The 22,166-nt window shown below is 75.7% G+C and carries 20 protein-coding genes and 2 tRNA genes; 9 read left to right on the top strand and 13 right to left on the bottom strand.

The genetic code is table 11. The annotated features are described in order from the left end of the window. Positions 1-3: 3 nt before the first annotated feature. Positions 4-147 (bottom strand): hypothetical protein, encoded by a 144-nt coding sequence (locus HL054_RS02760; protein ID WP_369137177.1) that lies wholly within the window; start codon positions 145-147, stop codon positions 4-6. A gap of 98 nt (positions 148-245) precedes the next feature. Between HL054_RS02760 and HL054_RS02755 the strand changes: the two genes are divergently transcribed. Continuing rightward, the gene (locus tag HL054_RS02755) at positions 246-770 is read left to right on the top strand and encodes a ferritin (protein ID WP_369137176.1); all 525 of its coding nucleotides are present in this window, start codon (positions 246-248) and stop codon (positions 768-770) included. A 97-nt stretch (positions 771-867) separates the two neighbouring features. On the opposite strand, the gene HL054_RS02750 is transcribed toward HL054_RS02755, so the two are convergent. Then, positions 868-2,481, bottom strand: a complete 1,614-nt coding sequence (locus tag HL054_RS02750; protein ID WP_369137175.1) for a carboxyl transferase domain-containing protein — start codon at positions 2,479-2,481, stop codon at positions 868-870. Positions 2,482-2,543: 62 nt separating this feature from the next. On the opposite strand from HL054_RS02750, the gene HL054_RS02745 reads away from it, so the two are divergent. Further along, positions 2,544-3,140: an SACE_7040 family transcriptional regulator gene (locus HL054_RS02745; RefSeq protein WP_369137174.1), complete on the top strand. Its 597-nt coding sequence runs from the start codon at positions 2,544-2,546 to the stop codon at positions 3,138-3,140. Between the two features lie 45 nt (positions 3,141-3,185). On the opposite strand, the gene HL054_RS02740 is transcribed toward HL054_RS02745, so the two are convergent. Then, positions 3,186-4,976, bottom strand: coding sequence for a hypothetical protein (locus HL054_RS02740; protein ID WP_369137173.1), 1,791 nt, complete (start codon positions 4,974-4,976; stop codon positions 3,186-3,188). Between the two features lie 108 nt (positions 4,977-5,084). After that, positions 5,085-8,363 (bottom strand): ATP-binding protein, encoded by a 3,279-nt coding sequence (locus tag HL054_RS02735; protein WP_369137172.1) that lies wholly within the window; start codon positions 8,361-8,363, stop codon positions 5,085-5,087. 397 nt (positions 8,364-8,760) lie between these two features. Between HL054_RS02735 and orn the strand changes: the two genes are divergently transcribed. Next, positions 8,761-9,441, top strand: coding sequence for an oligoribonuclease (gene orn / locus HL054_RS02730; protein WP_369137171.1), 681 nt, complete (start codon positions 8,761-8,763; stop codon positions 9,439-9,441). 62 nt (positions 9,442-9,503) lie between these two features. Beyond that, positions 9,504-9,579: transfer RNA gene (locus HL054_RS02725), tRNA-His, on the top strand. Here the strand turns inward: HL054_RS02725 and HL054_RS02720 are convergent. From HL054_RS02720 to HL054_RS02695, 6 genes are all read right to left on the bottom strand, one after another. After that, positions 9,558-10,928 carry a hypothetical protein gene (locus tag HL054_RS02720; RefSeq protein WP_369137170.1) on the bottom strand — a complete coding sequence of 457 codons (1,371 nt, stop codon included), beginning with the start codon at positions 10,926-10,928 and terminating at the stop codon, positions 9,558-9,560. The genes HL054_RS02725 and HL054_RS02720 overlap by 22 nt on opposite strands. Before the next feature lie 19 nt (positions 10,929-10,947). After that, entirely contained in the window at positions 10,948-11,196 is a 249-nt protein-coding gene (locus HL054_RS02715) for an acyl carrier protein (protein WP_369137169.1), read from the bottom strand. Continuing rightward, positions 11,193-13,175 carry an HAD-IIIC family phosphatase gene (locus HL054_RS02710; RefSeq protein WP_369137168.1) on the bottom strand — a complete coding sequence of 661 codons (1,983 nt, stop codon included), beginning with the start codon at positions 13,173-13,175 and terminating at the stop codon, positions 11,193-11,195. The genes HL054_RS02715 and HL054_RS02710 overlap by 4 nt, the downstream gene beginning before the upstream one ends. Then, the gene (locus HL054_RS02705) at positions 13,172-13,807 is read right to left on the bottom strand and encodes a serine O-acetyltransferase (protein ID WP_369137167.1); all 636 of its coding nucleotides are present in this window, start codon (positions 13,805-13,807) and stop codon (positions 13,172-13,174) included. Before HL054_RS02705 ends, HL054_RS02710 begins: the two co-directional genes overlap by 4 nt. A gap of 284 nt (positions 13,808-14,091) precedes the next feature. Beyond that, positions 14,092-15,231 (bottom strand): RNA polymerase sigma factor, encoded by a 1,140-nt coding sequence (locus tag HL054_RS02700; RefSeq protein ID WP_369137166.1) that lies wholly within the window; start codon positions 15,229-15,231, stop codon positions 14,092-14,094. Between the two features lie 219 nt (positions 15,232-15,450). Continuing rightward, positions 15,451-16,656 carry a L,D-transpeptidase gene (locus tag HL054_RS02695; protein WP_369137164.1) on the bottom strand — a complete coding sequence of 402 codons (1,206 nt, stop codon included), beginning with the start codon at positions 16,654-16,656 and terminating at the stop codon, positions 15,451-15,453. 194 nt (positions 16,657-16,850) lie between these two features. On the opposite strand from HL054_RS02695, the gene HL054_RS02690 reads away from it, so the two are divergent. Continuing rightward, positions 16,851-16,926, top strand: a tRNA-Lys gene (locus HL054_RS02690). A gap of 221 nt (positions 16,927-17,147) precedes the next feature. Continuing rightward, a complete protein-coding gene (locus tag HL054_RS02685) occupies positions 17,148-17,381 on the top strand; it encodes a hypothetical protein (protein ID WP_369137163.1) in 234 nt (77 codons plus the stop codon). 133 nt (positions 17,382-17,514) lie between these two features. Here the strand turns inward: HL054_RS02685 and HL054_RS02680 are convergent, their stop codons facing one another. After that, entirely contained in the window at positions 17,515-18,252 is a 738-nt protein-coding gene (locus HL054_RS02680) for an ANTAR domain-containing protein (RefSeq protein WP_369137162.1), read from the bottom strand. A 171-nt stretch (positions 18,253-18,423) separates the two neighbouring features. On the opposite strand from HL054_RS02680, the gene HL054_RS02675 reads away from it, so the two are divergent. Continuing rightward, positions 18,424-18,582 (top strand): hypothetical protein, encoded by a 159-nt coding sequence (locus tag HL054_RS02675; protein WP_369137161.1) that lies wholly within the window; start codon positions 18,424-18,426, stop codon positions 18,580-18,582. A 14-nt stretch (positions 18,583-18,596) separates the two neighbouring features. Further along, the gene (locus tag HL054_RS02670) at positions 18,597-18,971 is read left to right on the top strand and encodes a hypothetical protein (protein WP_369137160.1); all 375 of its coding nucleotides are present in this window, start codon (positions 18,597-18,599) and stop codon (positions 18,969-18,971) included. Here the strand turns inward: HL054_RS02670 and HL054_RS02665 are convergent. Further along, a complete protein-coding gene (locus HL054_RS02665; RefSeq protein WP_369137159.1) occupies positions 18,960-20,138 on the bottom strand; it encodes an MFS transporter in 1,179 nt (392 codons plus the stop codon). The two genes, HL054_RS02670 and HL054_RS02665, sit on opposite strands and share 12 nt — an antisense overlap. A gap of 44 nt (positions 20,139-20,182) precedes the next feature. On the opposite strand from HL054_RS02665, the gene HL054_RS02660 reads away from it, so the two are divergent. Further along, complete coding sequence (locus tag HL054_RS02660) at positions 20,183-20,725, top strand: gluconokinase (protein WP_369137158.1); 543 nt, start codon at positions 20,183-20,185, stop codon at positions 20,723-20,725. Between the two features lie 201 nt (positions 20,726-20,926). Here the strand turns inward: HL054_RS02660 and HL054_RS02655 are convergent, their stop codons facing one another. Further along, on the bottom strand, positions 20,927-22,162 hold the full coding sequence (locus tag HL054_RS02655; protein WP_369137157.1) for a S1 family peptidase: 1,236 nt from the start codon (positions 22,160-22,162) through the stop codon (positions 20,927-20,929). Between the last annotated feature and the right edge of the window lie 4 nt (positions 22,163-22,166).

Here is a 22,166-nt window from a genome sequence, read left to right as displayed (position 1 = left end):
CGGTCAGGCCGCCTTGACCAGCCGGCGCTTCTTGACCGTGTACCCGGGCGGGAGGGTGCCCTCCGCGAGGGCACGCAACGGGCACCGTCCGCACCGCGGCTTGTCGACGCAGCACTTCTTCTTGGGCATCTTGGCCGGCTTCCCCACGAGGTGAGGTTAGCCATGCCTTCCCCACCCGTCCACGCGCCGGGCGTGTCGCCCGCTACCGTTCGGAGGACGTCGTCCCACCGCAACGAGGAGCACCCATGGCCGCCGATGCCTTCATCGAGAAGCTCAACCAGCAGATCGGCCACGAGTTCGCGGCGCACCACCAGTACATCGCGATCGCCGTCTACTTCGACGAGCTGACCATGCCGCAGATGGCGCAGCTCTTCTTCGACCAGGCGGTCGAGGAGCGCAACCACGCGATGATGATGGTGCGCTACCTGCTCGACGCCGACGCCCGCGTGTCCATCCCCGGCGTCGTCGGCCCGGTGACCACCTTCGACGACGTCGTCGCCCCGGTGACCCTCGCCCTGGAGCAGGAGAAGCGGGTCACCCAGCAGATCAACGAGCTGATCGGCATCGCCCGGCGGGAGAACGACTACTCCTCCGACCAGTTCATGCAGTGGTTCATCAAGGAGCAGGTCGAGGAGGTCAGCAAGATGAGCGACCTGCTGGCCGTCGTCCGCCGCTCGGCGCACGACGTGGAGCAGATCGAGGACTACGTGAAGCGGGAGACGCTGCCCGAGGGCGCCGACCCCACCGCTCCCCGCATCGCCGGCGTCTGAGCCGGGGGGCGGCTCGACTCCGCGGTCGTTGCGCTCCTCGGTCGCTGGCGCTCCCTGCGATGCTCGCTCCCTGTCGTCTCCGGCGCGGGGCTCGCGCTCACATCCGGAAGACGCCATAGCCGACCTCCTCCAGGGGGGCGTTGGCGCACGCGGAGAGCGCGAGCCCGAGCACGGTGCGGGTCTGGGCCGGGTCGATGACCCCGTCGTCCCAGAGCCGGGCGGTGGCGTGGAACGGGTGGCCCTGCTCCTCGTACTGCTCGCGGATCGGCGCCTTGAACGCCTCCTCCTCCTCGGCCGGCCAGTCCTCGCCGCGGGCCTCGAGGCCGTCGCGGCGGACGGTCGCCAGCACGCTGGCCGCCTGCTCCCCGCCCATCACCGAGATCCGCGCGTTGGGCCAGGTGAACAGGAAGCGCGGCGAGTACGCCCGGCCGCACATCGAGTAGTTGCCGGCGCCGAACGAGCCGCCGATGACGACGGTCAGCTTGGGCACCCGGGCGCAGGCGACCGCGGTGACCATCTTGGCGCCGTGCTTGGCGATCCCGCCGGCCTCGTAGTCGCGGCCGACCATGAACCCGGAGATGTTCTGCAGGAACAGCAGCGGGATCTTCCGGCGGTCGCACAGCTCGATGAAGTGGGCGCCCTTGAGCGCGGACTCGCTGAACAGCACGCCGTTGTTGGCGATGATCCCGACCGGGTGGCCGTGCAGCCGGGCGAAGCCGGTGACCAGCGTCGGCCCGTACAGCGGCTTGAACTCGGCGAACCGGCTGCCGTCGACCAGCCGGGCGATGACCTCGCGGACGTCGTAGGGCGTGCGGGTGTCGACCGGGACGACGTCGTAGAGGCTCTCCGCCGGGTACTGCGGCTCCTCGACCGGCTCGACGTCCCAGGGCCGCGTCTCCCGCGGGCCGAGCGTGCCGACGATCTGCCGGACGACCTGCAGCGCGTGCGCGTCGTCCTCGGCCAGGTGGTCGGTGACCCCGCTGACCCGGGAGTGCAGGTCGCCGCCGCCGAGGTCCTCGGCGGTGACCTCCTCGCCGGTCGCGGCCTTCACCAGCGGCGGGCCGCCCAGGAAGATCGTGCCCTGGCCGCGGACGATCACCGCCTCGTCGCTCATCGCCGGCACGTAGGCGCCGCCGGCGGTGCACGAGCCGAGGACCGCGGCGACCTGGGCGATGCCGGCCTTGGACAGGTTGGCCTGGTTGTAGAAGATCCGGCCGAAGTGGTCGCGGTCGGGGAAGACCTCGTCCTGCAGCGGCAGGAAGGCCCCGCCGGAGTCGACGAGGTAGACGCAGGGCAGCCGGTTCTGCAGGGCCACCTCCTGCGCGCGCAGGTGCTTCTTGACCGTCATCGGGTAGTAGGTGCCGCCCTTGACGGTGGCGTCGTTGGCGACCACGACGACCTCCCGGCCGGACACCCGGCCGACGCCGGTGATGATCCCGGCGGCCGGCGCCTCGTCGTCGTAGAGCCCGTGGGCGGCCATCGGCGAGAGCTCCAGGAAGGGGCTGCCCGGGTCGAGCAGCGCGTCGACCCGCTCGCGGGGCAGCAGCTTGCCGCGGTCCACGTGCCGCTGCCGGGCGCGCTCGCCACCGCCGAGCGCCACCCGGGCCAGCTCGCCCGCCAGCTCGGCGACCAGTTCGCTGTGCCGAGCGGCGTTGCGCGCGGCCCCCGCCGGGTCGGTCGGCGGGGCGCTGGGGAGCACCGGTGCGTCCACGGGGTGAGGTTAACCACCGTTCACACTGTCGGTCCAGCGTGAACGGTCGTTAACCTCTGCGGGTGAGCTCGCAACCGGACAGTGCGCTGCACAGCGACGCGGCCAACCCGTCCCGCCGGGAGCAGATCCTGCGGGCGGCGGCGCAACTGTTCGCCGAGCGCGGCTCCCGGGCGGTGGGCGTCGACGACGTCGGCGCGGCCGTCGGCGTCACCGGGCCGGCGATCTACCGGCACTTCGCGAGCAAGGACGCGATGCTCGCCGAGATGCTGCTGCGGATCAGCGAGCGGCTGCTCGCCGGCGCGACCGAGCGGATCGCCGCGGCCGGCGACTCCCCCGCCGACCAGCTGCGCGCGCTGGTCGACTTCCAGGTCGACTTCGCGCTGGACAACCCGGCCCTGATCACCGTGCAGGACCGCGACCTGGGTGCGCTGAGCGAGCCCGACGCCCGCCGGGTGCGCCAGCTGCAGCGGCGCTACGTCGAGGAGTGGGTCGGGGTGCTGGCCCGGCTGCACCCCGACACCCCGACCGCGGCCTGCCGGGCCCGCGCGCACGCGGTCTTCGGGCTGATCAACTCCACCCCGCACAGCGCCGGGCGGCTCGCCCGCCCGGCGATGGCCCAGCTGCTGGCCGAGATGGCGGTCGCGGCCGCGACCGTCTGACGTCGGTCCCGTCCCGGTCCGCGGGTGCGGACGGCGGGACCTCCCTCAGCCGGAGCCGGTGGCCTCGGTGAGCGAGAGGGCGGTGCTGGCCAGCCCGTCCAGCGCCGAGGAGGCGCCCTCGTCGGCCGACCAGGCGGTCTCCACGATGGTGACCGTGGTGCCGGACTGCCCGCTGGCGTACTGGGCGCCGGACAGCCGGTCGGGGCCGCCCTGGAAGCGGACGCCCTCGCGGAGCAGGTCGTTGACGTTGCCGCTGCCGTCGGTGTCGGCCAGCGCCCGCAGCGCCTGGGCGTTGCCGACGTCGGGCATGGTCACCTCGGAGACCGAGACGACGGCGGGCAGGCCGCCGACGTCGGCCGACCACAGCGACCGCTCCAGCCCGGTGCAGTCGGAGCTGGCGAAGAAGTCGGCCACCGCGTTGTAGGCGTTGCCCTGGCAGGTGTCGGCGGACTCCAGCGCCTGCAGGGTGAACGTGGTGCCGCCGACCACCGTGGTGTCCCCGACGGCGAGGGTGTCCGGCGCGGTCGGGGTCGGGGGCGCGCTGGTGGTCGGCGCGGCCTGCTCGCCGGCTCCGTCGTCGTCGGCGCCGCGGGTCAGCATCCAGGTGCCCAGGCCCACCGCGAGCAGCACGGCCACCAGCGCGACGACGGCCAGCAGCACGACCTTCCGGCGCGGGGTGCCCGCCTCCGGGTCGCGCTCCGGCGGCGGGGTGGCGTGCACCAGCGGGCGGGGGTGCAGCTCGGGGGGCAGCTCGCGCGGCGGGGGTGCCGCCGCCTCGCCCGGGCCGGCGCTGAAGAGGCCGCCGATGCCGCCGGTGTCCTCGGGTGCGGGACGGGGGGCCGGCTCGCCGGTGAGCGCGAGGGTGTCGCCGGAGGAGCCGGACCGGAGCTCCACCGGCACCGCCGCCTGCCGGGTGACCGGGGCCGGCGCGGGAGCCGGTGCGGGAGCCTGCTGGTGGGCGACCGCAGCGGCCGGGGCGGCGGGGGCGGCGGGGGCGGCCCGCTCGGCCTCCTCCTGCGCCTGGACGGCGGCGGCGGCGACCCGGGCGGCGGCCGCGGGGTCGACCAGCGGGCCCCCCGGCGAGACCCGGTGCGGGGAGGTGCTGAGCCCGGACGCCGGCGCGGCGGTGGTGCGGGTCGGCGAGGCGTTGAGCGCGGCCGGGGTGAGCAGGTCGGGACGGCGCAGCACGTACGGCGAGTACGGGAACCCCTCGCCGTTGAGCTCCTCGACCGACGGGTTGCGGCCGGCGACGCCCAGCGCCTCGACCGCGGCACGCACGTCGGCCGTCGTCCAGAGCCGGGGGTTGTCGGTGCCGGCGTACCGGCTGGCCCGGCCGATGCCGAGCAGCAGCGAGCGGGAGTCGACCAGGGCCACCTGGTCGCCCTCGCCGAGGTCGCCGTCGGCGGGCAGCAGCCCGGTCGCGGTGCCGGTGAGCACGGTGAGCCGGGCGATCCGGCCCGGCTCCAGGCCGGCCTTCCGCAGCGTCACGGCCACGTGCATGCCGGCCCGCATCAGGCCCTCGAGCGGGGTGGAGCCGCCGCCGTCGAGCTGCAGGACGTCGCCCGGTCCGTCGCCGGGGCCGATGGTCCAGGCACCCTCCGGGCTCGCGGTGACCACGCCGGTCTGCCGCTCCACCTCGACCACCCGGACGACGGCCACGCCCTCGGGCACGAACAGCACCGCGTCGGACTGCCGCCGCTCCATCGGGCCCTCGACCAGCGGCAGCGCGGCCATCACCGCGCCGCGCACACCGCTGCCGGTGTCCCAGCTGGCGAGCTCGGCGTAGAGCGCACGCTCGGCGGCCGTCTGCGACGGCGTCGGCGTGAGGATCAGCAACGGGTCTCCAGGGACGGGGCGGCGGCTGCGGCGGGTCCGGCGGTGCCCGGGGCGGGGTCGCCGACCACGGCGGCGCCGCTGCGGCTCGGGCGGCGGACCAGCCCGACGTTACGTCATCGCCCCCTGCACCCCCGGCTCCCCGGGCGGACGCGCCGCCTGCCCGGCGTGTCGACCGGGCGCCCCGTCGGCACCGGCCGCGGCGAGCCCCGCCAGCTCGGCGGACAGCCGGCGTTCCAGCAGCCCGGCCCGCTGCGCGCGGGCGATCGCCAGCCCCGTCTCGAGCTCGGCCACCGCCTCGGCCGGCCGGCCGGCGCGGGCGGCCAGCCGGGCCCGCAGCAGGTGCACGGCCGGCAGGTAGAACGCCTCCCCGGTGCGCCGGGACTCCGCGACCGACCGGCCCGCCATCGCCGTGGCCGCCGCGTCGTCGCCGGCCAGCTCGTGGGCCTCGGCGAGGGCGCCGAGCATCACGTGGCTGAACATGTGCCCGTCGGCCAGCGCGGTGAAGAACTCCCGCCCCCGGGTCAGCTCGGCGACGCCCTCGGCGTGCGCCCCCTGGTGCGCCAGCCCCCAGCCCAGCGGCTGGCGGCAGAACGCGACCAGCTGGTCGAACCCCTGGGCCTCCGCGACCGCCAGTCCGGCGCCGGCCATCGTCACCGCGTCCCCGACCCGGCGCAGGAACATGGCCCGCCACGCCTCGAGGATCCGCAGGTAGACCTCGGTGTAGCGGTGCCCCAGCGCCTCGGCCATCCGCAGCGCCCGGGCCGCCTGCTCGTCGGACGCCGCCACCTCGCCCATCAGGGCGAGCACCGTGGCCAGCCACGCCCGGCTCACCGACCCCGGGTCCTGCAGGAAGATCTCCAGCCGCACCCGCTCCGCGTGCTCCTCGGCCAGCTCCGCGGCCCGTTCCAGGTGCTCGGCGGCGTCGGCCAGCCGGCCCTGGTGGTAGCGCACCTGACCGAGCGCCTGGTGGTGGGCGAGCAGCAGCGTCGGCTCGTCCCGCCGCGCCGCGGCCCGGCCCATCTCCTCGGCGAGCTCGTCGGCGCCGGCCAGGTCACCGGACACCAGCGCGATGCCCCAGGACCCCCACAGCGCGGAGAGCAGGTGGTCGACCGATCCCACCTCGGCCGCCAGCTGCCGGGCCCGCCGCCGCTCGACGACCACCTCCGGGGCGTTGTAGCCCAGCGTCATCGTCAGCAGCGAGCCCAGCCGCACCCGCACCTCGAGCTCCGCGGTCAGCGCGGCCGTGCCCGGGGTGGCCGCGACCGTCTCCAGCGCCAGCCGCAGCAGCCGCTCGGCCTCGCGGTGGGCGGACTGGCGCTGGGCGGTGTCGGCGGCGAGGAGCAGCAGGGTGACGGTCTTCTCCGGGTCGCCCACGGCGCCGGCGGCCACGTGGTGCTGGGCGAGCACCGCGGCCACCTCGGCGAGGTCGCCGTGGTGCCGCCGCTCCAGCGACTCGGCGACCTGGGCGTGCAGGGCGGCCCGGCGCATCGGCCCGGTGGCCACGAGCAGCGCCTCCTGCACCAGCGCGTGCTGGAAGGAGTACGTGCCCGGCCGGCCGGGCTCGGGCACCAGCACCCCGGCCGCGGTGGCGGCGTCCAGGCCGTCGGCGAGGTGCGCCGCGGACGTGCCGAGCACGTCGCCGAGCACCCGGACGTCGAAGACCCGGCCGATCACCGCGGCCGCCGACAGCATCGTGCGCACCGATGGCTCCAGGTGCTGGAACCTGCGTTCGAGGACCGCCCGGACGCTGGTCGGCACGGCCACCTGGGCGCGGCCGTGCACCTGCCGCTCGTCGGCGAGGAGCCGGACGAGCTCGGCGATGAAGAACGGGTTCCCGTTCGTCCGCTCGTGCAGGCGGCCGGCCACCGCCTCGTCGACGTCCCGGCCCAGCTGCACCGAGGCGTACCGCTGGACGGTCGGGACGTCGAGCCCCTGCAGGCGGACCTGCTCCACCCCCGGCTGCCGCGACGTCGCCCCGAGCAGCCGGCGCCCCTGCTCGGTCTCGCCCTCCGTCGGGTCCCGCACGGTGAGCAGCAGCGCCAGCGGTGCGCCGCGCGCGGTGGACGCCACGTACTCGGTGAGGTCCCCGGTCTCGCCGTCGGCCCAGTGCAGGTCCTCCAGGACGACGCAGACCGGCCGGTCGGCGGCCAGCACCTCCAGGACGGCGGTCACCGCGTCGAACAGCCGCAGCCGGGCGGCCTCCGGGGCGACGTCGTCGACCGGATGCGCCGCGGCGGCCAGGTGCGGCGGGAGCAGCACACCGGCCGCGGCGCCGCGGCCGGCCAGCGCCCTGGTCAGCGCCTCGGGCCCGCGGGCGGTGGCCAGCCCGGTGAGCGCCTGCGCCCACGGCCAGAAGGCCGGGCTGCCACCCCGGTCCAGCGCCCGGCCCCAGACCACGTCGGCGCCCAGGGCGGCCGCGCGAGCCGCCACCTCCTCGGCGAGCCGGGTCTTGCCGATGCCGGCCTCCCCGTACACCGCGGTGGTGGTCGGCACGCCGGAGAACGCCCGGGTGAGCGCCGCCACGCACCGGTCGAGCTCGGCGTCCCGGCCGACCATGGCCTCCCGCGCCCGCACCGGCCGCCGGGGGGTGTCCGGCACCGTCGGCCGGGGCGCGGCGGGCGCCGGCGGCCGCGGCGCCGGGTCGAGCGACGGGTCCTGGCGCAGCACCAGCCCGTGCACCCGCTGCAGCTCCGGCGAGGGGTCGATGCCCAGCTGGTCGGCGAGCTCCGCGCGGGTGCGGGCGAAGACGTCGAGCGCCTCGGCCTGCCGGCCCAGCCGGTAGAGGGCGGTCATCAGGGTCCCGACCAGCCCCTCCCGGAGCGGGTGCTCGGCGAGGACGGCGGGCAGCCGTTCGGCGAGCTCGGCGCAGCGGCCCAGCGCCAGGTCGAGCTCGGCGGCCATCTCGGTCGCGGCCAGCCACTGGTCGCGCAGCCGGGTCACCTCGTTGCCGACCACCTCGGCCCGGACGTCCTCGTAGGGGGCGCCCCGCCACAGGGCCAGCGCGGCCTCGACCCGTTCCCGCGCCTCCGCCACCGCCCCGCCGGCGGTGAGCCGCCGGGCCGCGGCGACCAGGTCGGTGAAGTGCAGCGCGTCGACGTCCGCCCGGGGCACCACCAGCCGGTAGCCGGGGTGCTGGGTGACGATCGGCGACCGGCCGCCGACGGGGGTCAGCCGTTTGCGCAGCCGCGACATCGACGCGTGCAGCGACGTGAGGCCGGAGCTGGTGGGCTGGTCGCCCCACAGCCGGTCGACGAGCACCCCGACGTCGACGACCCGGTCGGCGTCGACCAGCAGGGCGGCGAGCAGGGCGCGCTGCTGCGGTGGGCCGAGCTCCACCACCCGGTCCCCGTCGACGACGGACAGGGGGCCGAGCACTCCGAACCGCATGACCGTCTCCGCTGCCTGTGATCGACTCCCCGTGCCGGGCGGTGAAGTTACCGGCCGCGCGCGCCCGCGTCTGCCCTCTCGGCGACGGCTCCCGACGACGGTGACGAGCTCCGCGGCAAGCGCCCGGTCAGCGCACGGCCAGTGCACGGCAAGGGGGCCGGTCCACGGTCGGTGCATGACGACGCCCGCGGCCCCCGAGCCGTCGACCACGCCCACCTCCCGCCCGCGGACCCGCGGCCGGCACCGCGCCCCCCCGCCGGCCGCTGCTGCACCTGCGCGGCGCCCGTCCGCCGCACCGGCCCTGACGTCCGCCCGGGCGGGGCGCTGCGACCGGCGGCGCCCCGCCGGCGGCGGACGGCCCAGCGCCGCCGACCGGCGGTGCGTAGGGTCCCGGGACGTGGCGGACAGCGCAACCAACAACCTGGTCTGGATCGACTGCGAGATGACCGGGCTCGACCTGGCCACCGACAAGCTCATCGAGGTCGCGGTGGTGGTCACCGACTCCCAGCTCAACGTGCTCCACCCGGGCCTCGACGTGGTGATCCACGCCGAGGACGCCGACCTGGCGGGCATGGTCGAGGTGGTCACCGAGATGCACGCCCGCTCCGGGCTCACCGAGGAGGTGCGTGCCTCCGCGGTCACCCTGGAGGAGGCCTCGGCCCAGGTGCTGGCCTACGTCAAGCAGTTCGTGCCCGAGCGGCGCACCGCCCCGCTGTGCGGGAACTCGATCGGCACCGACCGCGGGTTCCTGGCCCGGGACATGCCCGAGCTCGACGACCACCTGCACTACCGGATGATCGACGTCTCCTCGATCAAGGAGCTGGCCCGCCGCTGGTTCCCGCGGGTCTACTTCGCCCAGCCGCCGAAGGGCCTGGCGCACCGCGCGCTGGCCGACATCCTGGAGTCGATCCGGGAGCTGGCCTACTACCGGCAGACCCTGTTCGTCCCCGCGCCCGGGCCGGACAACGCGCAGGCCCAGGCGGCGTCCGGCGCCGTGGTCGCCGCCTTCGCCCCGATGCTGGCGACCGGCCCGGACGGCGCGGGACCCCTCGCGACCCCGGCCTCGTCGGAGGGCTGACCCCCTCCGGTATCGTTGGCGCGTCCACCGGGCCGGCTCTCGCCAGCCGCCCGGTGTGCATGGTGGGTGTAGCTCAGCTGGTAGAGCGCCAGGTTGTGATCCTGGATGTCGCGGGTTCAAGTCCCGTCACTCACCCCACCGAGGCCCTGGTCAGTCCGCTGACCGGGGCCTCGCCCGTCCCGGGGCCGCTCGTCCGGGGCGGCGGGGGTGGTCAGCAGCACCCGCAGCTGCCAGGCCCACAGCGGCACCATCACGGTCATGCTGAGCGCCATGCCCCAGGCGGCGCCGACCGTGCCGCCGAGGTGCACGCCGCCGCCCGTGCAGGCGATGACCAGGGGCGCCTCGAAGGCGTGCAGCAGGAAGGTCCGCCGCGCCTGCCCCATCGCGTAGATGACGATCGCCGGGCCCATGCACGCACCGGCCGCCGCCGACGCCAGCGACAACGGCAGCAGGACGCTGCTCGCACCCGGCCAGGTGTCCCCCAACAGCTCGGTGCCCAGGCCGTCCGGGACGAGCTGCAGCAGCCCGGCGAAGACCAGCGACCCGGCCACCACCACGGCGGACACCGCGGCAGCCAGCCGCCACCGGGTGCGCGCAGCGAGGTCGGTGCGCCGGGACACCTCGGGCAGCAGGAAGCTGCGGATCGCGGCGGTCACGATGCCGAGCGGCCCGAGCAGCGTCTGGGCGGCCCGCAGCGAGCCGACGTCGTCCAGCGAGCCCACGGCGCCGACGAGCAGGATGCTGCCCTGCGCGCTGCCGGCGCCGATGACGTACTCGAGCATCAGGTACCCGGTGATGTCGATGTGGGCCCGCACCCAGTGCGCCACCTGGTCCACCCGCGGCCGGGCGTGCAGCTGCACCACCCCGAGCGCGGCGGCGACGGTCGCCGCTCCGCCCCAGGCCAGCACGTAGGGCCACGGCTCGTCGACCCCGGACGCGGCGAGCACGCCCATCACCGGGAACTGCACGGCCGCCCAGACCACGTCGTTGACCACGGCGAGGTGCGGCCGGCGCTGCGCGAAGAAGACGAGCCGGCAGGCGTCCTGCACCACCAGCCCCGGCAGCACGGGCGCCAGCGCCAGCAGCGTCACCCCGAGCACCCCGCCGAGCAGGACGCCGGCGACGGCCACCACCGCACCGGCCAGGAGCGTCACCGCCACCGTGGTCGCGATGCCGGCGCTGGCCGCCTGCTGCCGCTGCACCCCCTCCGCGGCGCTGAACCGGATGCTCATCGGCTGCCCCACCAGCGACCGCTCGAAGCCGATGAGCAGGCTGAAGACCAGGAACGCGACCGCGAAGGCGCCGAACCCGCCGGCGGTCACCGCCCGGGCGACCAGGAACGCCAGCACCACGTTGGTCAGCGCGGACAGCGCCTGGTCGACCAGGTTGAGCCCGGCCCGTCCGGCCATCCGGGTCAGCGGTCCCCCGCGCCGCCCGGCGACCCCCGCACCGGTCGCCGTGCCGCCGGTCACCACGCCGCCGGTCACCAGGCCGCCGGGGTCCCGCTCACCGCCCGCGGACGTCGGCGTCGGCCCCGGCGAGGAAGCGCCGCAGTTCGCCGAGGTCGCGGAAGGAGCTCAGCTGGTCGTCGGTGAACTGGACGTCGAACTCGGACTCCAGCGCGAACATGATGTTGATGTGCGCGAGGGAGTCCCAGCCCTCCACCTCGGCGGCCGTGGTCGCGTCGGTGAGCACCACCTCGTCGTCGGCCAGGACGTCGCGGATCACCTGGTGGACGCGCTCCTCGACGCTCACCGGGGTGCCGCCGCGTCGAGCTCCACGACCGGGACCGCCGGCCGCGCCTCGACGGCCACGTGCCCGGGCCGGACCGGGTGCGCGGGCAGCCCGAGCTCCCAGACGGTGGTCCCGGTGCCGTCGTCCCGGCCGGTGCGGGTGAAGCCCAGCCGGGCGTACAACTCAGCCACCTGGCCGTTCCGGGCCGTCGGCGTGTACAGCCCGACGACCCGGCGGCACCCCCGGCGTGCGGCGGTGCCGACCAGCTCGGCGAACATCTCGTCCTCCAGCGTGCGGCCGATCACCCGGCACGACAGCAGCCAGGTGTGCACGGTCAGCACGTCGTCCCGGTGGGTCGCCAGCAGCACCCCGACGACGCCGTGGTCGGCGAAGCGGTCCCGCAGCCGCACCACCTGCGACACCGTGCACGGGTCGGTGGCCATCGCCGCGAGGGCGTCCGGCGGGTGCCGCCGGGCGGTGAGGTTGAACTGGTTGGTCTTGCCGACCAGCTGGGCCACCCGCGGCAGGTTCGCCGGACCGAGCACGTCGACGGTGGCGCACATGCCCAGGCCGGCCAGGAACTCCTCCAGCGACCCGGCTGCCGCCTGCTCCTCCGCGGCCTGGGCACGGGCCCGGTACTGCGCGGTGCGCGCGGCGTCCTCGGCGGTCAGGGCGGCCGGCTCGAAGAACGGGTAGCGGGCCAGCGCCCGGACGTAGCCGGCCGGGTCGACGGGCAGCGGCACCACGTCGACCTCGGGGAGCAGCTCCTGCACGGCCGCGCGCTCGGCCGGGTTGTCGTCGACGAAGACCAGCGAGTCCAGCCCGACCCCGAGGGTGGCCGCGATCCGCCGCAGCGCGCTGGGCTTGTCGCCCCAGCCGGCCAGCAGCACCGCGACGTCCTCGAGCCGCACCAGCATGTCCGGGTGCCGGGTGAAGACCTCGCGGACGTCGGGCTCGTCGTTCTTCGACGACACCGCCAGGACGACGCCCCGCTGCCGGAGCTCGAGCACGTACCGCTGGAAGTCGCTGTACGCCTCGCCCGCCGGGCCGGCGCCCAGGGTGATGCCGTGCAGCCCCACCTCGCCGAGGACGCCGCCCCACAGCGTGCCGTCCAGGTCGAGCACCAGAACCTTGCGGCTGAGCCCCAGCTGGGCGGCCAGGACGGCGGCGGTGTGCCGGGCCAGCCGCGGGACGCACCCCAGGCCGACCGCCTGCTTGGCCAGGTGTCGGTACCGGGCGTCGAACCACGCCTCCTTGCCGGCCACCCCGGAGAGCCACTCGCAGTCGACCAGCCCGACCCGGTCCCCCGCCGCCTCCGCGAGCCGCTCGTCGAGCCGGTGCAGCATGGTCCGGCGCGCGCCGGGGACCCGCGCGGCGAAGTTCCCCAGGCTCTCCTCCGGCGGCACCGCGAACGTGTGCTGCACGACCCGGGCGCCCAGCCGCTGCTCCACCAGGTCCCAGAGGCCGGTCCAGCGGGCGAGCTCCTGGGCCACCGCGGCCGCCGGGTCGTCGCTGTGCGGGGGCAGGTGCACCTCGCCCTCGTCCACCGCGAGCACGACGACGTCCGGGGCGAACGCGTGCAGGGCGCTGCCCGGGTCGAGCAGGTCGAGCCGGTACTGCCCGTAGCCGCTCTCGTAGACCTCGACGTCGACGCCGGCCCGGGCGGCGGCCACCGGGAGCAGCGCCGCCAGCTGGGAGGTCGTGTAGCTGCCGAGCACGGCCACCCGCGCCGACCGGCTGCGGGCCGGCAGCCGCGACCGGCAGCGGTCCACGACGCGGGCCGCAGCCATCCAGCCGGCGAGGTCCTCCCCGGCGTCGATCGCGGCGAACGCCCACTGCACCGCCCGGGCCGGGTCACCGGCCCGCTCGTACGCCCGGGCCAGGTCCAGGCAGGCCCGCAGCTCGGGCACCGGCTGGCGGGAGACCCGGGCCCGGGCCTCGGCGACCGCTTCCTCGGCGGTGGGCTCCGCGACCGGGGCCGCCAGCTGGTCGGTGGTCATGCCGCCCCCACCGTCGGCGCGGCCTGGCGACCGGTCGCGTCGGCGGCGCCGTCCGGACCGGCCGGCGCGACCTCGGCCGGCTGCGGCCGCAGGATCCGCGCCGGCGGGCTGAAGGCCGTCGCCCCGGCCGGGACGTCGACGGTGACGATCGCGTGCGGCCCGATCTTGGCGTCGTCGCCCACGGTGATCGGCCCGAGCAGGCACGCGCCCACCCCGACCTCGACCCGCCGGCCCAGCCGGGGTACGTCCTCGCGGGCGCTGCGGGTGCCGGTGAACCCGAGCGTCACGCCGTTGCGGATGACCGACTCGTCGCCGATCACGCTGAAGCCGGGGATCTGGACGGCCTGGTGGTGGCCGAGCCGGACCCGCCGGCCGATGAAGGCCTCGTCGCAGACCTCGGTGCCGTAGAGGTTCTGCACGACCAGCCGGTTGACCAGCCGGTGCAGCACCTTCACGGCCGCGCGGACCAGCGGCGGGCGGTCGAGCCCCCAGTGCCCGAACCGGTAGACCCACAGCGCGTGCAGCCCCGGGTGCACCCAGGAGTCGTCGTGCCGGTGGAAGTCCTCGACCAGCAGCACCCGCAACGGTGCGGTGGAGGCAGCTGACCTGTCGACCCCGTGTTCGTCGCGCATCTCGCCCTGCCCGTCCTCGGAGGAGGTGGAAGCGGACGGGACCCTACGAGGAGGCGAGGTTAGATTTCACGCACCGTGACGTCCGGCCGGACCAGCGACCGGCCCAGCACGGTATGGGCTCACCTGTGGTCGGGTGATCGTCACCCACCGCACCCACACCGGCCCGCCGCGCGCTCCTCGGCCCTGACGCGACGGGCTGGAACGGCCCCGTCGACGCTCGTCCCGGCCCCTCTCCAGGGGCCCGCGCCGAGCTTGCGAGGTGTGGGGAGGAGAGGGGTCCTTCCTCAGTCGAGGTAGTCGCGCAGCACCTGGGAGCGGCTGGGGTGGCGCAGCTTGGACATCGTCTTGGACTCGATCTGCCGGATCCGCTCCCGGGTGACCCCGTAGACGCGGCCGATCTCGTCCAGCGTGCGCGGCTGGCCGTCGCTGAGCCCGAAGCGCATCCGGACGACGCCGGCCTCGCGCTCGGTGAGCGTCTGGAGCACGCCGGACAGCTGCTCCTGCATCATGCTGAAGCTGATCGCGTCGACGGCGACGACGGCCTCGGAGTCCTCGATGAAGTCACCGAGCTGGCTGTCGCCCTCGTCGCCGATGGTCTGGTCGAGGCTGATCGGCTCCCGGGCGTACTGCTGGATCTCCAGCACCTTCTCCGGGGTGATGTCCAGCTCCTTGGCCAGCTCCTCCGGGGTGGGCTCCCGCCCGAGCTCCTGGAGCATCTCCCGCTGGATGCGGCGCAGCTTGTTGATGACCTCGACCATGTGCACCGGGATCCGGATGGTGCGGGCCTGGTCGGCCATCGCCCGGGTGATCGCCTGCCGGATCCACCACGTCGCGTAGGTCGAGAACTTGAAGCCCTTGGTGTAGTCGAACTTCTCGACCGCCCGGATCAGGCCCAGGTTGCCCTCCTGGATCAGGTCCAGGAAGGCCATGCCGCGGCCGGTGTAGCGCTTGGCCAGCGACACGACCAGCCGGAGGTTGGCCTCCAGCAGGTGGTCCTTGGCGCGCTCGCCGTCCCGGGCGACCCAGTGCAGCTCGCGGCGGACGCCCACCGGGACGGCCTCGCCGCCGCCGGCGGCAGCCTGCAGCTTGTGCTCGGCGTACAGCCCGGCCTCGATCCGCCGGGCCAGGTCGACCTCCTCCTCGGCGGTGAGCAGCTTCACCCGGCCGATGAGCTTGAGGTAGGCGCGGACCGGGTCGGCCGAGGCCGTGGTCTCGGCGTCCTTGCGGGCCTTCTGCAGGGCGAGGGAGTCGGTGTCGTCGTCCCACTCGGTGGCCGCCTGCGCGGGATCGCCGTCGGTCGCCTCGGCGACCTCGGTGGTCTCCTCCTCCTCCGCCGGGGCTGCGGTGCCCACGACGTCGGCGGTGCTGGTCACCTGCGGCAGCTGCGCGGCAGCGGGGTCGACCTCGACGTCGGTGATGCTCATGTGTGTCGTCTCTCCTGGGAACGCCGTCCGGCATCGCTCGGCACCGGGGTGCTGGCGGAGAGGCCGCTGGTGGAGGTGGCTGACGCGGCACCCGGGCTGGCCGACCACAGGGGTCAGGGCCCCGGGTCGCGAGCCGTCTGGGGTCGATCGTAGACGCCGTGGGCGGGAGCACGCTCCCCCTCGGGGGCCGGACCCCCGCTGAAGGGTGTGTCGGGGCGGTCAGCTCAGCGCGCTGCCGGCCTTCCACTCCTCCCACGGGATCGCCCAGTCGTAGATGTCGCCGTCCGCGGCGGACAGCGTGCCGCCCTGCGAGCCGACGACCTCGACGACGTCCCCGGGCTGGGAGAAGTCGTAGAACCACTGGGCCCGCTCGGTGGAGAGGTTGATGCAGCCGTGCGACACGTTGGCCGACCCCTGCGAGGCCAGCGACCACGGCGCGGCGTGCACGAACTCGCCGTTGTTGGAGATGCGGGTGGCGTACTGCACGTCCGTGCGGTAGCCGCCGGGCGCGTCGACCGCCAACCCGAAGGTCGAGGAGTCCATCGTGATGGCGTCGAACTTCTCCAGCACGACGTGCGCGCCGTTGTGGGTCGGGTTCTCGCTGCTGCCCGCGCTCATCGGGAAGGTCTGCACCAGCTGGTCGCCGTCGTAGACGGTGAGCGTGTGGGCGGCGGCGTCGGCGACCGAGACGTGCTTGCGGCCGATGGTGAAGGACACGGTGCGGTCCTTCTCACCCCAGACCCCCTCGCCGAACGAGACGCCGTACAGGTCGGCGTCCAGGGTGACCTGGGTGCCGGCCGGCCAGTAGGTGGAGGGGCGGAAGTGCGCCTCGGCGTCACCGACCCAGTTCCACACCCCGTCGGTCGGCGTGGAGGTGGTCACCAGCAGGTGGCTCTCGACGGCGGCCTTGTCGGCGACCGGGTCGTCGAAGAACACCCGCAGCGGCATGCCCACGCCGACGGTGGTGCCGTCGAGCGGGCCGATGCTCGGGGTGGACAGCGCCGCGGGGGTGACCGTGGTGAAGCCCGACGTGGTCGTCGTCTCGGCGTCGTCGGCGTTGGTGGCGGTGGCCGTGACCGAGTAGCTGGCCGCGTAGGCCAGCGGGGTCTCCGGCGTCCACACCGCCCGGGACGGGTCGTCCGCGGCGGGCGCGACGCTGCCGGGCACGTCCGTGCCGGCGCCGTCGGCGACCGCGACGTCGGCGAGCTCACCCCCGGTGACCGTGACCTCCAGCGGCGTGGCCGGCGGGACGTCGACGGCACCGTCGGGCAGGCTCACCGCCAGCTGGGCCGGCGCCGCCGACGGCTCCGGCGTGCCCGTGCCGCCCGCGGCGTCGTCGGACGACGAGCCGGTGCAGCCCACCAGCAGCGCCAGCGATGCGGCGATGAGCACTGCGGCGACGCGTCGCGCCTGCTGTGTCCCCACGAAGACCTGCCCCCTGTACCCGTGCGCGCCCGTGCCGGGGCCCTCCCGGCGGACGCTGCACCGACCCCAGTGTCCACGCTGTGGCGGCCGGTCGGCCGGCACGCGCGCGGACCGTCCCGCGCAGGCCCTGCGGACGGCGGTGCGGTGTCGACGTGTACAGTTCTCCCCTGTTGCCCGGCTGCACCGGACGACACGCGCCATTAGCTCAATTGGCAGAGCAGCTGACTCTTAATCAGCGGGTTCGGGGTTCGAGTCCCTGATGGCGCACCAGGATCGACCAGCGGCTCCGTCCCCCGGGACGGGGCCGCTTCGTCGTCCCGGTCCGGCCTGACCCGGTGGGCCCGGCCGCGCGTCGATGGCGACGAACCGGGAGCTCCGTGACGTCGCGAAGGACCCGGTGGGCACCGGGGAGCTGCCCTCCGGACCGCGGCGGGACCGGGCACGGACCACCCGGCTGCACCGCCGCCCGCGAGGCGGCGCAGGCTGGTGCCGTGGCGAACGTGATCGGGCTGGCGGTCCGGCGACCGGGTGTGGACGGCGACACGGGCGGGGGCCGGGAGGACCGGGTGGGCCCGCTGCACGCGGTGGAGGGCACCGCCGGGCGGGCCGCCGCCGCGCGCTCCGCCGAGGTGCAGGCTCTCTGCGGAGCCTGGGTCCGGGTGGTGGCCGTCGAGGACGTGCCCGACGACACCGGGCTGTGCGAGGCCTGCCAGTACGGGAGCTGAGCCGGCGGTCGGGCAGCCCGGTGGCCGTCTTCTCGACCACCGAGCCTGGAACCCGCTGCCTGCCGGCGAGCAGCTGGCCCGTCTCCCCACTGTGCCCCGCAGCACCGTCCCCCAACCGGGCGGCGCCGCGGGGTCAGCCGGGTCCGGGTGCCTCGAGGTCGATGACCCCGGTGCGCACGAGGCGCTCGGCGACGTCGCGCAGCTTGGTGTTCGTGCGCATCGAGACGGCCGTGAGCGCCGCGAAGGCCTGGTCGGCGGTGAGCCGGTGCCGCTCGATCAGGATCCCCTTGGCCTGGTCGATCACGGCCCGGGACCCCAGCGCCAGTTGCAGGTTCCCGGCCATGGCCTGGAGGTCCTGGTGGGCGTGCACGTTCGCGACGGCGACGGACGCGAAGGGCGCGAACTGCAGGGCGGCGGACTGCGCCCGCGTGCCGAAGGCGTACGTCTCCCGCGAATACACGTTCAGCCCGGCGGCGACCCGCTCGCTGATCGACAGGGGCACCGACAGCGAGCTGCCGACGCCGTGGCCCTCGGCGGCCCGGCACCAGCCGGCCCACCGCTGCTCCGTGGCCGTCTCGGCGATCTCCACGAGCTCACCGGTCACGGCCGCGTGCAGGCACGGTCCCTGGCCGCGGCGGTACTGCTCCCGGTCCAGGGTCAGGGCCAGGGGGCTGGAGGACGACGGGGTCGACGGACGGCCGTCGACCACCAGGGTGACCGACGTCCCCAGGTCGCCGGGGAGCACGCGCTCGGCCAGGTCGACGACGGTCTGCAGCACCGACTCCAGCGTGTGCTCGCGCAGGCTCAGCCGCGCCAGCTGCTCCAGCGCCGCGACGACGGCAGCAGGCGGCGTGTTCTCGGGCACGGTCATGGCGACACTCCGGGTTTGACACCGGGGTGAGGACCTCGGCAGGAGCCCCGAGCTGGGGCCCCGCGCGCTGGCCGCCGCTGTATGACGGGCCGCGCCGCCACGCGGACGCGGCGACGGCACGAACCTACGCGGTGCCCGGCGGGTGCCGGTGCCGTCGGGCCCGGTGAGCACGTGACCGGTGAGGGCGGCGCCTCCCGGTGGGGGCTGGTGGACCACGCGTCCCGGCCGCTGCGGCCGGACGTCGGCCCGACCCCCGACCTCAGCGAGGACCGCCGGGCGGGCCTCGCCGCCTTCCCGGCGGAGCGGCCCCCGCGCTGGAGCGGGCGCTGAGGGACAGTGGAGGGGTGACCGCACCGTTCGAGTCCCCCGCCGAGACCGGCGCCCGCCGCGCCACCGCGTACCTGGAGCTGCTCGAGGCCGGCCGCCCCGAGGAGGCCGACGCGCTGCTGACCGGGCTGACCGACGTCCGCGAGCTGGTGTTCGTGGGCGCCGCCTTCACCGCCTCGGCGCGGCGCACCGGCCGGACCCTGCCGACCGCCATGCGCGCCCAGGCCAGCAGCCGGCAGGTGCTCCTCGGTCAGCTGCGCGACCGCAGCCGCCGCGGCCGCGACGTCGCCGCCCTGCACGACTGGCTCCGCGAGGCCGCCGAGGAGGTGCGGACGGTGACCCGGCTGGCCGAGGCGGCCCGGCTGCGGCTGGGCGAGCCGTCAGCCCGCTGACCGGAGCGCGCGCGGCAGGCTGACCGCCAGGGGCAGGACGGCGGCCAGCGCGACGGCGACGACCACGTAGGTCCACGGCAGCCCGAGCGAGGCGGCGACCACCCCGACCGCGAGCGCGCCGATCGCGGTACCGCTGTCGAAGCACGCGTTCCACACCGCGCTCACCGTGGCCGCGTGCCCCTCCCCCGCCCGGGCGAAGGCGAGGACGAGCGTGAGGTTCTGCACCGCGCCGTAGCCGACCCCCAGCCCCAGCGCCCCGACGAGCACCAGCACGGGCTCCGCCGTCCCGCCGGTGTGCAGGCCCAGCGCGACCAGCGCGAGGCCGGCGGCCCCGGCGCCGAGCGTAGCGGGCAGCAGCACCCGGGCGCCGAGCCGGTCGACGAGCACCCCGGCGCGCCAGCGGGACGCCGCCGTGGCCAGGCCGAACAGCAGCAGCGCCACCGCGGCCAGCGAGCCGTCGGGCCGCTCGATCGGCAGGAAGGTCACCAGCCCGCCACCGGCCAGCGTGACCAGCAGCAGGAGCACGCAGGGCACTGCAGCGGCCCGCACCGCCGCACGGGAGCCTCCTGCGGCGGGCGCCTCGGTCGTCGTCCCGACCGCCCGCACCAGCCCGGGCACGCAGCCGAGCGCCAGGACCGTGCCGGCGGCCAGGAGCGCCACCCAGGAGAACCGCCCGGCCAGGGTCAGGGCCGCCCCGCCGGGCACCGCGGCCAGGGTGGGCAGGGCGACCGCCAACCCGTAGATGCCGATCGACTCCCCGCGCCGTTCGGGCGGCACCGCCTGGGCGGCGATCGTCGAGCCGAGCACGGTCAGCACCGCGAAGCCGGTGCCCCGCACCGCGGAGACGGCGAGCAGCCCGGGCAGCCCGTCGGCGACGAGGTAGAGCGGCGCGGGCAGCCCCAGCGTGAGCAACCCGGCGGACAGCACCGGGCCCAGACCGAACCGCCGCACCAGGGCCGGCACCGTGCCCTGCACCAGCACGGTCACCACCAGGAAGACCGTGGTGACCGAGCCGGCCGCGGTCAGCCCGTAGCCGAGGGAGGCGGCGTGGGCCGGCAGTGCCGACAGCAGCAGCGAGTAGCTCAGGAACCCCAGCAGGTTGGTCGCGGCGAGCGCGCGGACCGCCGGCAGGCGCCACAGCGAGGCCCGTGGCTGCGCCGTCGTCACGACCTGTCCCCCGCTCGCACCGCGCGGACCCCTACGGTCAGCGCATGGACTCTGCGCCCAGCATCCCGGCGACCACGTCGATCGTCGTCATGGGGGTCTCCGGCTCCGGCAAGACGAGCGCGGCCCGTGAGCTCACCCGGCAGCTGGGGTGGGAGTTCATCGAGGGCGACGACCTGCACCCGGAGGCCAACGTGGCCAAGATGGCCGCCGGCACCCCGCTCGACGACGAGGATCGCTGGCCCTGGCTCCGGCGGATCGCCGAGGTGGTCGGCGAGCACGAGGCGGCCGGGACGTCGCTGGTCATCACCTGCTCCGCGCTCAAGCGCAGCTACCGCGACCTGCTGCGCGAGGGCCACCCGTCGGTGTGGTTCGCCCACGTGGACGTGGCCCGCGAGGTGCTGGTCGAGCGGCTGGCGCAGCGGAAGGGGCACTACATGCCGCCGTCCCTGCTGGACAGCCAGCTGGCCACCCTGGAGCGGCTGGGCGAGGACGAGCCCGGCGACGTCATCGCCGGCGACGGCCCGCTGGACGAGACGGTGGCCGCCGTCCTGCGCGACCTCCGCGAGGAACGCCAGCTCCAGGACTGACCCGCTTCCCTGGCATTGATCAGGTGAGCTCACCGCGCGTGCTCCTGGCTCACGTCCTGCGGTGAGCCAGGAGCACCGACGACCAGGTGACCTGATCCCGGGGGACGGCAGCGGGACGGCGGCCGGACGCGAGGGGCGGACACGCGGCAGGGCCCCGGTGCACCGAGTCCGGTGCACCGGGGCTCCCCCGGGGTGGGACGGTCAGCGGCCGCGGACGACCCGACCGGCGACGGGCCCGGAGACGGGACCGGTGACCGGGCCGGTCACGGGCCGGGCGATCAGCCGGGTGGCGTCCGGGCGGCCGGGCAGCGCCGGCCGGGACGCCGGGACCGGGCGCCGCCGCGACCGCTGGTAGGCACCGCCGGCGCCCAGCAGGAGAGCGGCCCCGCCGGCGGCGAACGCCCAGTCGCCCGCCGTCCCGGTGGCCGGGGCCGACGCAGAGGCCAGCTCCCCGATCTCCCCGAGGCCGGAGCCGGTCACCCCCGCGGTGCCGCTGGTCCCGCCCGGCAGGTCGATGCCCTGCTGGTCGAGGAAGCTCTCCAGGGCCACGGTGTCGGTGACGAAGTTGAAGCTCTGGTCGACGAAGGTCGAGCTGTTGACGCCGATGACGGCGCCGTCCGCGTCCACGGTCGGCCCACCCGACATGCCGCCGGAGAGGTCCGCGTTCACCTCGATGCCGGGCACGCCGGTCCGCGACACCTGGGTCGAGCTGACCGTGCCGCTCTTGAAGGACGGCCGCAGCCGGTCGGCGTCCGAGACGCTGCCGACGTTGACCGGGTAGCCGATGGCGGTGACCGGGTCACCGGTGGCGGGCAGCTCGTCGGCGACGACCAGCGGCGGGGTCGGCTCCCCCAGCCCGCTGGCCTGCAACAGCGCCACGTCGCCGTCCTCGAAGGACCGGTAGTCCAGGACCTGCACGACCGTCTCCTCGTGCAGGGTCGACCCCTCGACCTCGAACGGCTGGACCGCCCAGACGGCGCTGCGGTCGGGCAGCACCGACTCCAGGCCCTCGACCGGCCAGTCGGCGGCCTCCGCCGCCCGGTCCGACGCGCCCCGCTCGGCCAGGAACTGCTCGAGGAGAGCCTCGCGGATGCGGGGGTCCGCCGGGTCGACGCAGTGGCCGGCGGTGACGATGTGGCCCTCGTCGCTGGCGAACCAGCCGGTGCAGGAGAACTCGACGTGCACGGCGTCGGACCAGACCGGCCCGGTCCGCGTGGGGTACTGCACGTAGCCGGTCCACTCGGTGCCGATCTGCACGATCGACCTCTCCAGGTCCGTCGCCGCGGAGCCGGTGGCCGGCTCGCCGCCGGCCAGGGCGGTCCCCGACGACGCGACGACGCCGGCGCCGGCGACCGCGGCGAGCCCGGCGGCGACGAGGGAGCGGTGCAGGGTGCGCCGCTGACCGGTGGCGGGGGTGGTGGAGCGGGAGCGGGTCATGACG

It is taken from the genome of Modestobacter versicolor, from assembly GCF_041028285.1.
GTDB classification, from domain to species: Bacteria; Actinomycetota; Actinomycetes; order Mycobacteriales; family Geodermatophilaceae; genus Modestobacter; species Modestobacter versicolor_A.
This window is presented reverse-complemented; position numbering and strand designations above follow the sequence as displayed.

Excerpts from the sequence above, each read along its gene's own strand:
- HL054_RS02680 (WP_369137162.1), bottom strand. The coding sequence starts at position 18,252 with ATGACCGTGCCCGAGAACACGCCGCCTGCTGCCGTCGTCGCGGCGCTG.
- HL054_RS02705 (WP_369137167.1), bottom strand. The coding sequence starts at position 13,807 with ATGCGCGACGAACACGGGGTCGACAGGTCAGCTGCCTCCACCGCACCG.
- HL054_RS02710 (WP_369137168.1), bottom strand. The coding sequence starts at position 13,175 with ATGACCACCGACCAGCTGGCGGCCCCGGTCGCGGAGCCCACCGCCGAG.
- HL054_RS02655 (WP_369137157.1), bottom strand. The coding sequence starts at position 22,162 with ATGACCCGCTCCCGCTCCACCACCCCCGCCACCGGTCAGCGGCGCACC.
- HL054_RS02755 (WP_369137176.1), top strand. The coding sequence starts at position 246 with ATGGCCGCCGATGCCTTCATCGAGAAGCTCAACCAGCAGATCGGCCAC.
- HL054_RS02700 (WP_369137166.1), bottom strand. The coding sequence starts at position 15,231 with ATGAGCATCACCGACGTCGAGGTCGACCCCGCTGCCGCGCAGCTGCCG.
- HL054_RS02735 (WP_369137172.1), bottom strand. The coding sequence starts at position 8,363 with ATGCGGTTCGGAGTGCTCGGCCCCCTGTCCGTCGTCGACGGGGACCGG.
- HL054_RS02660 (WP_369137158.1), top strand. The coding sequence starts at position 20,183 with ATGGACTCTGCGCCCAGCATCCCGGCGACCACGTCGATCGTCGTCATG.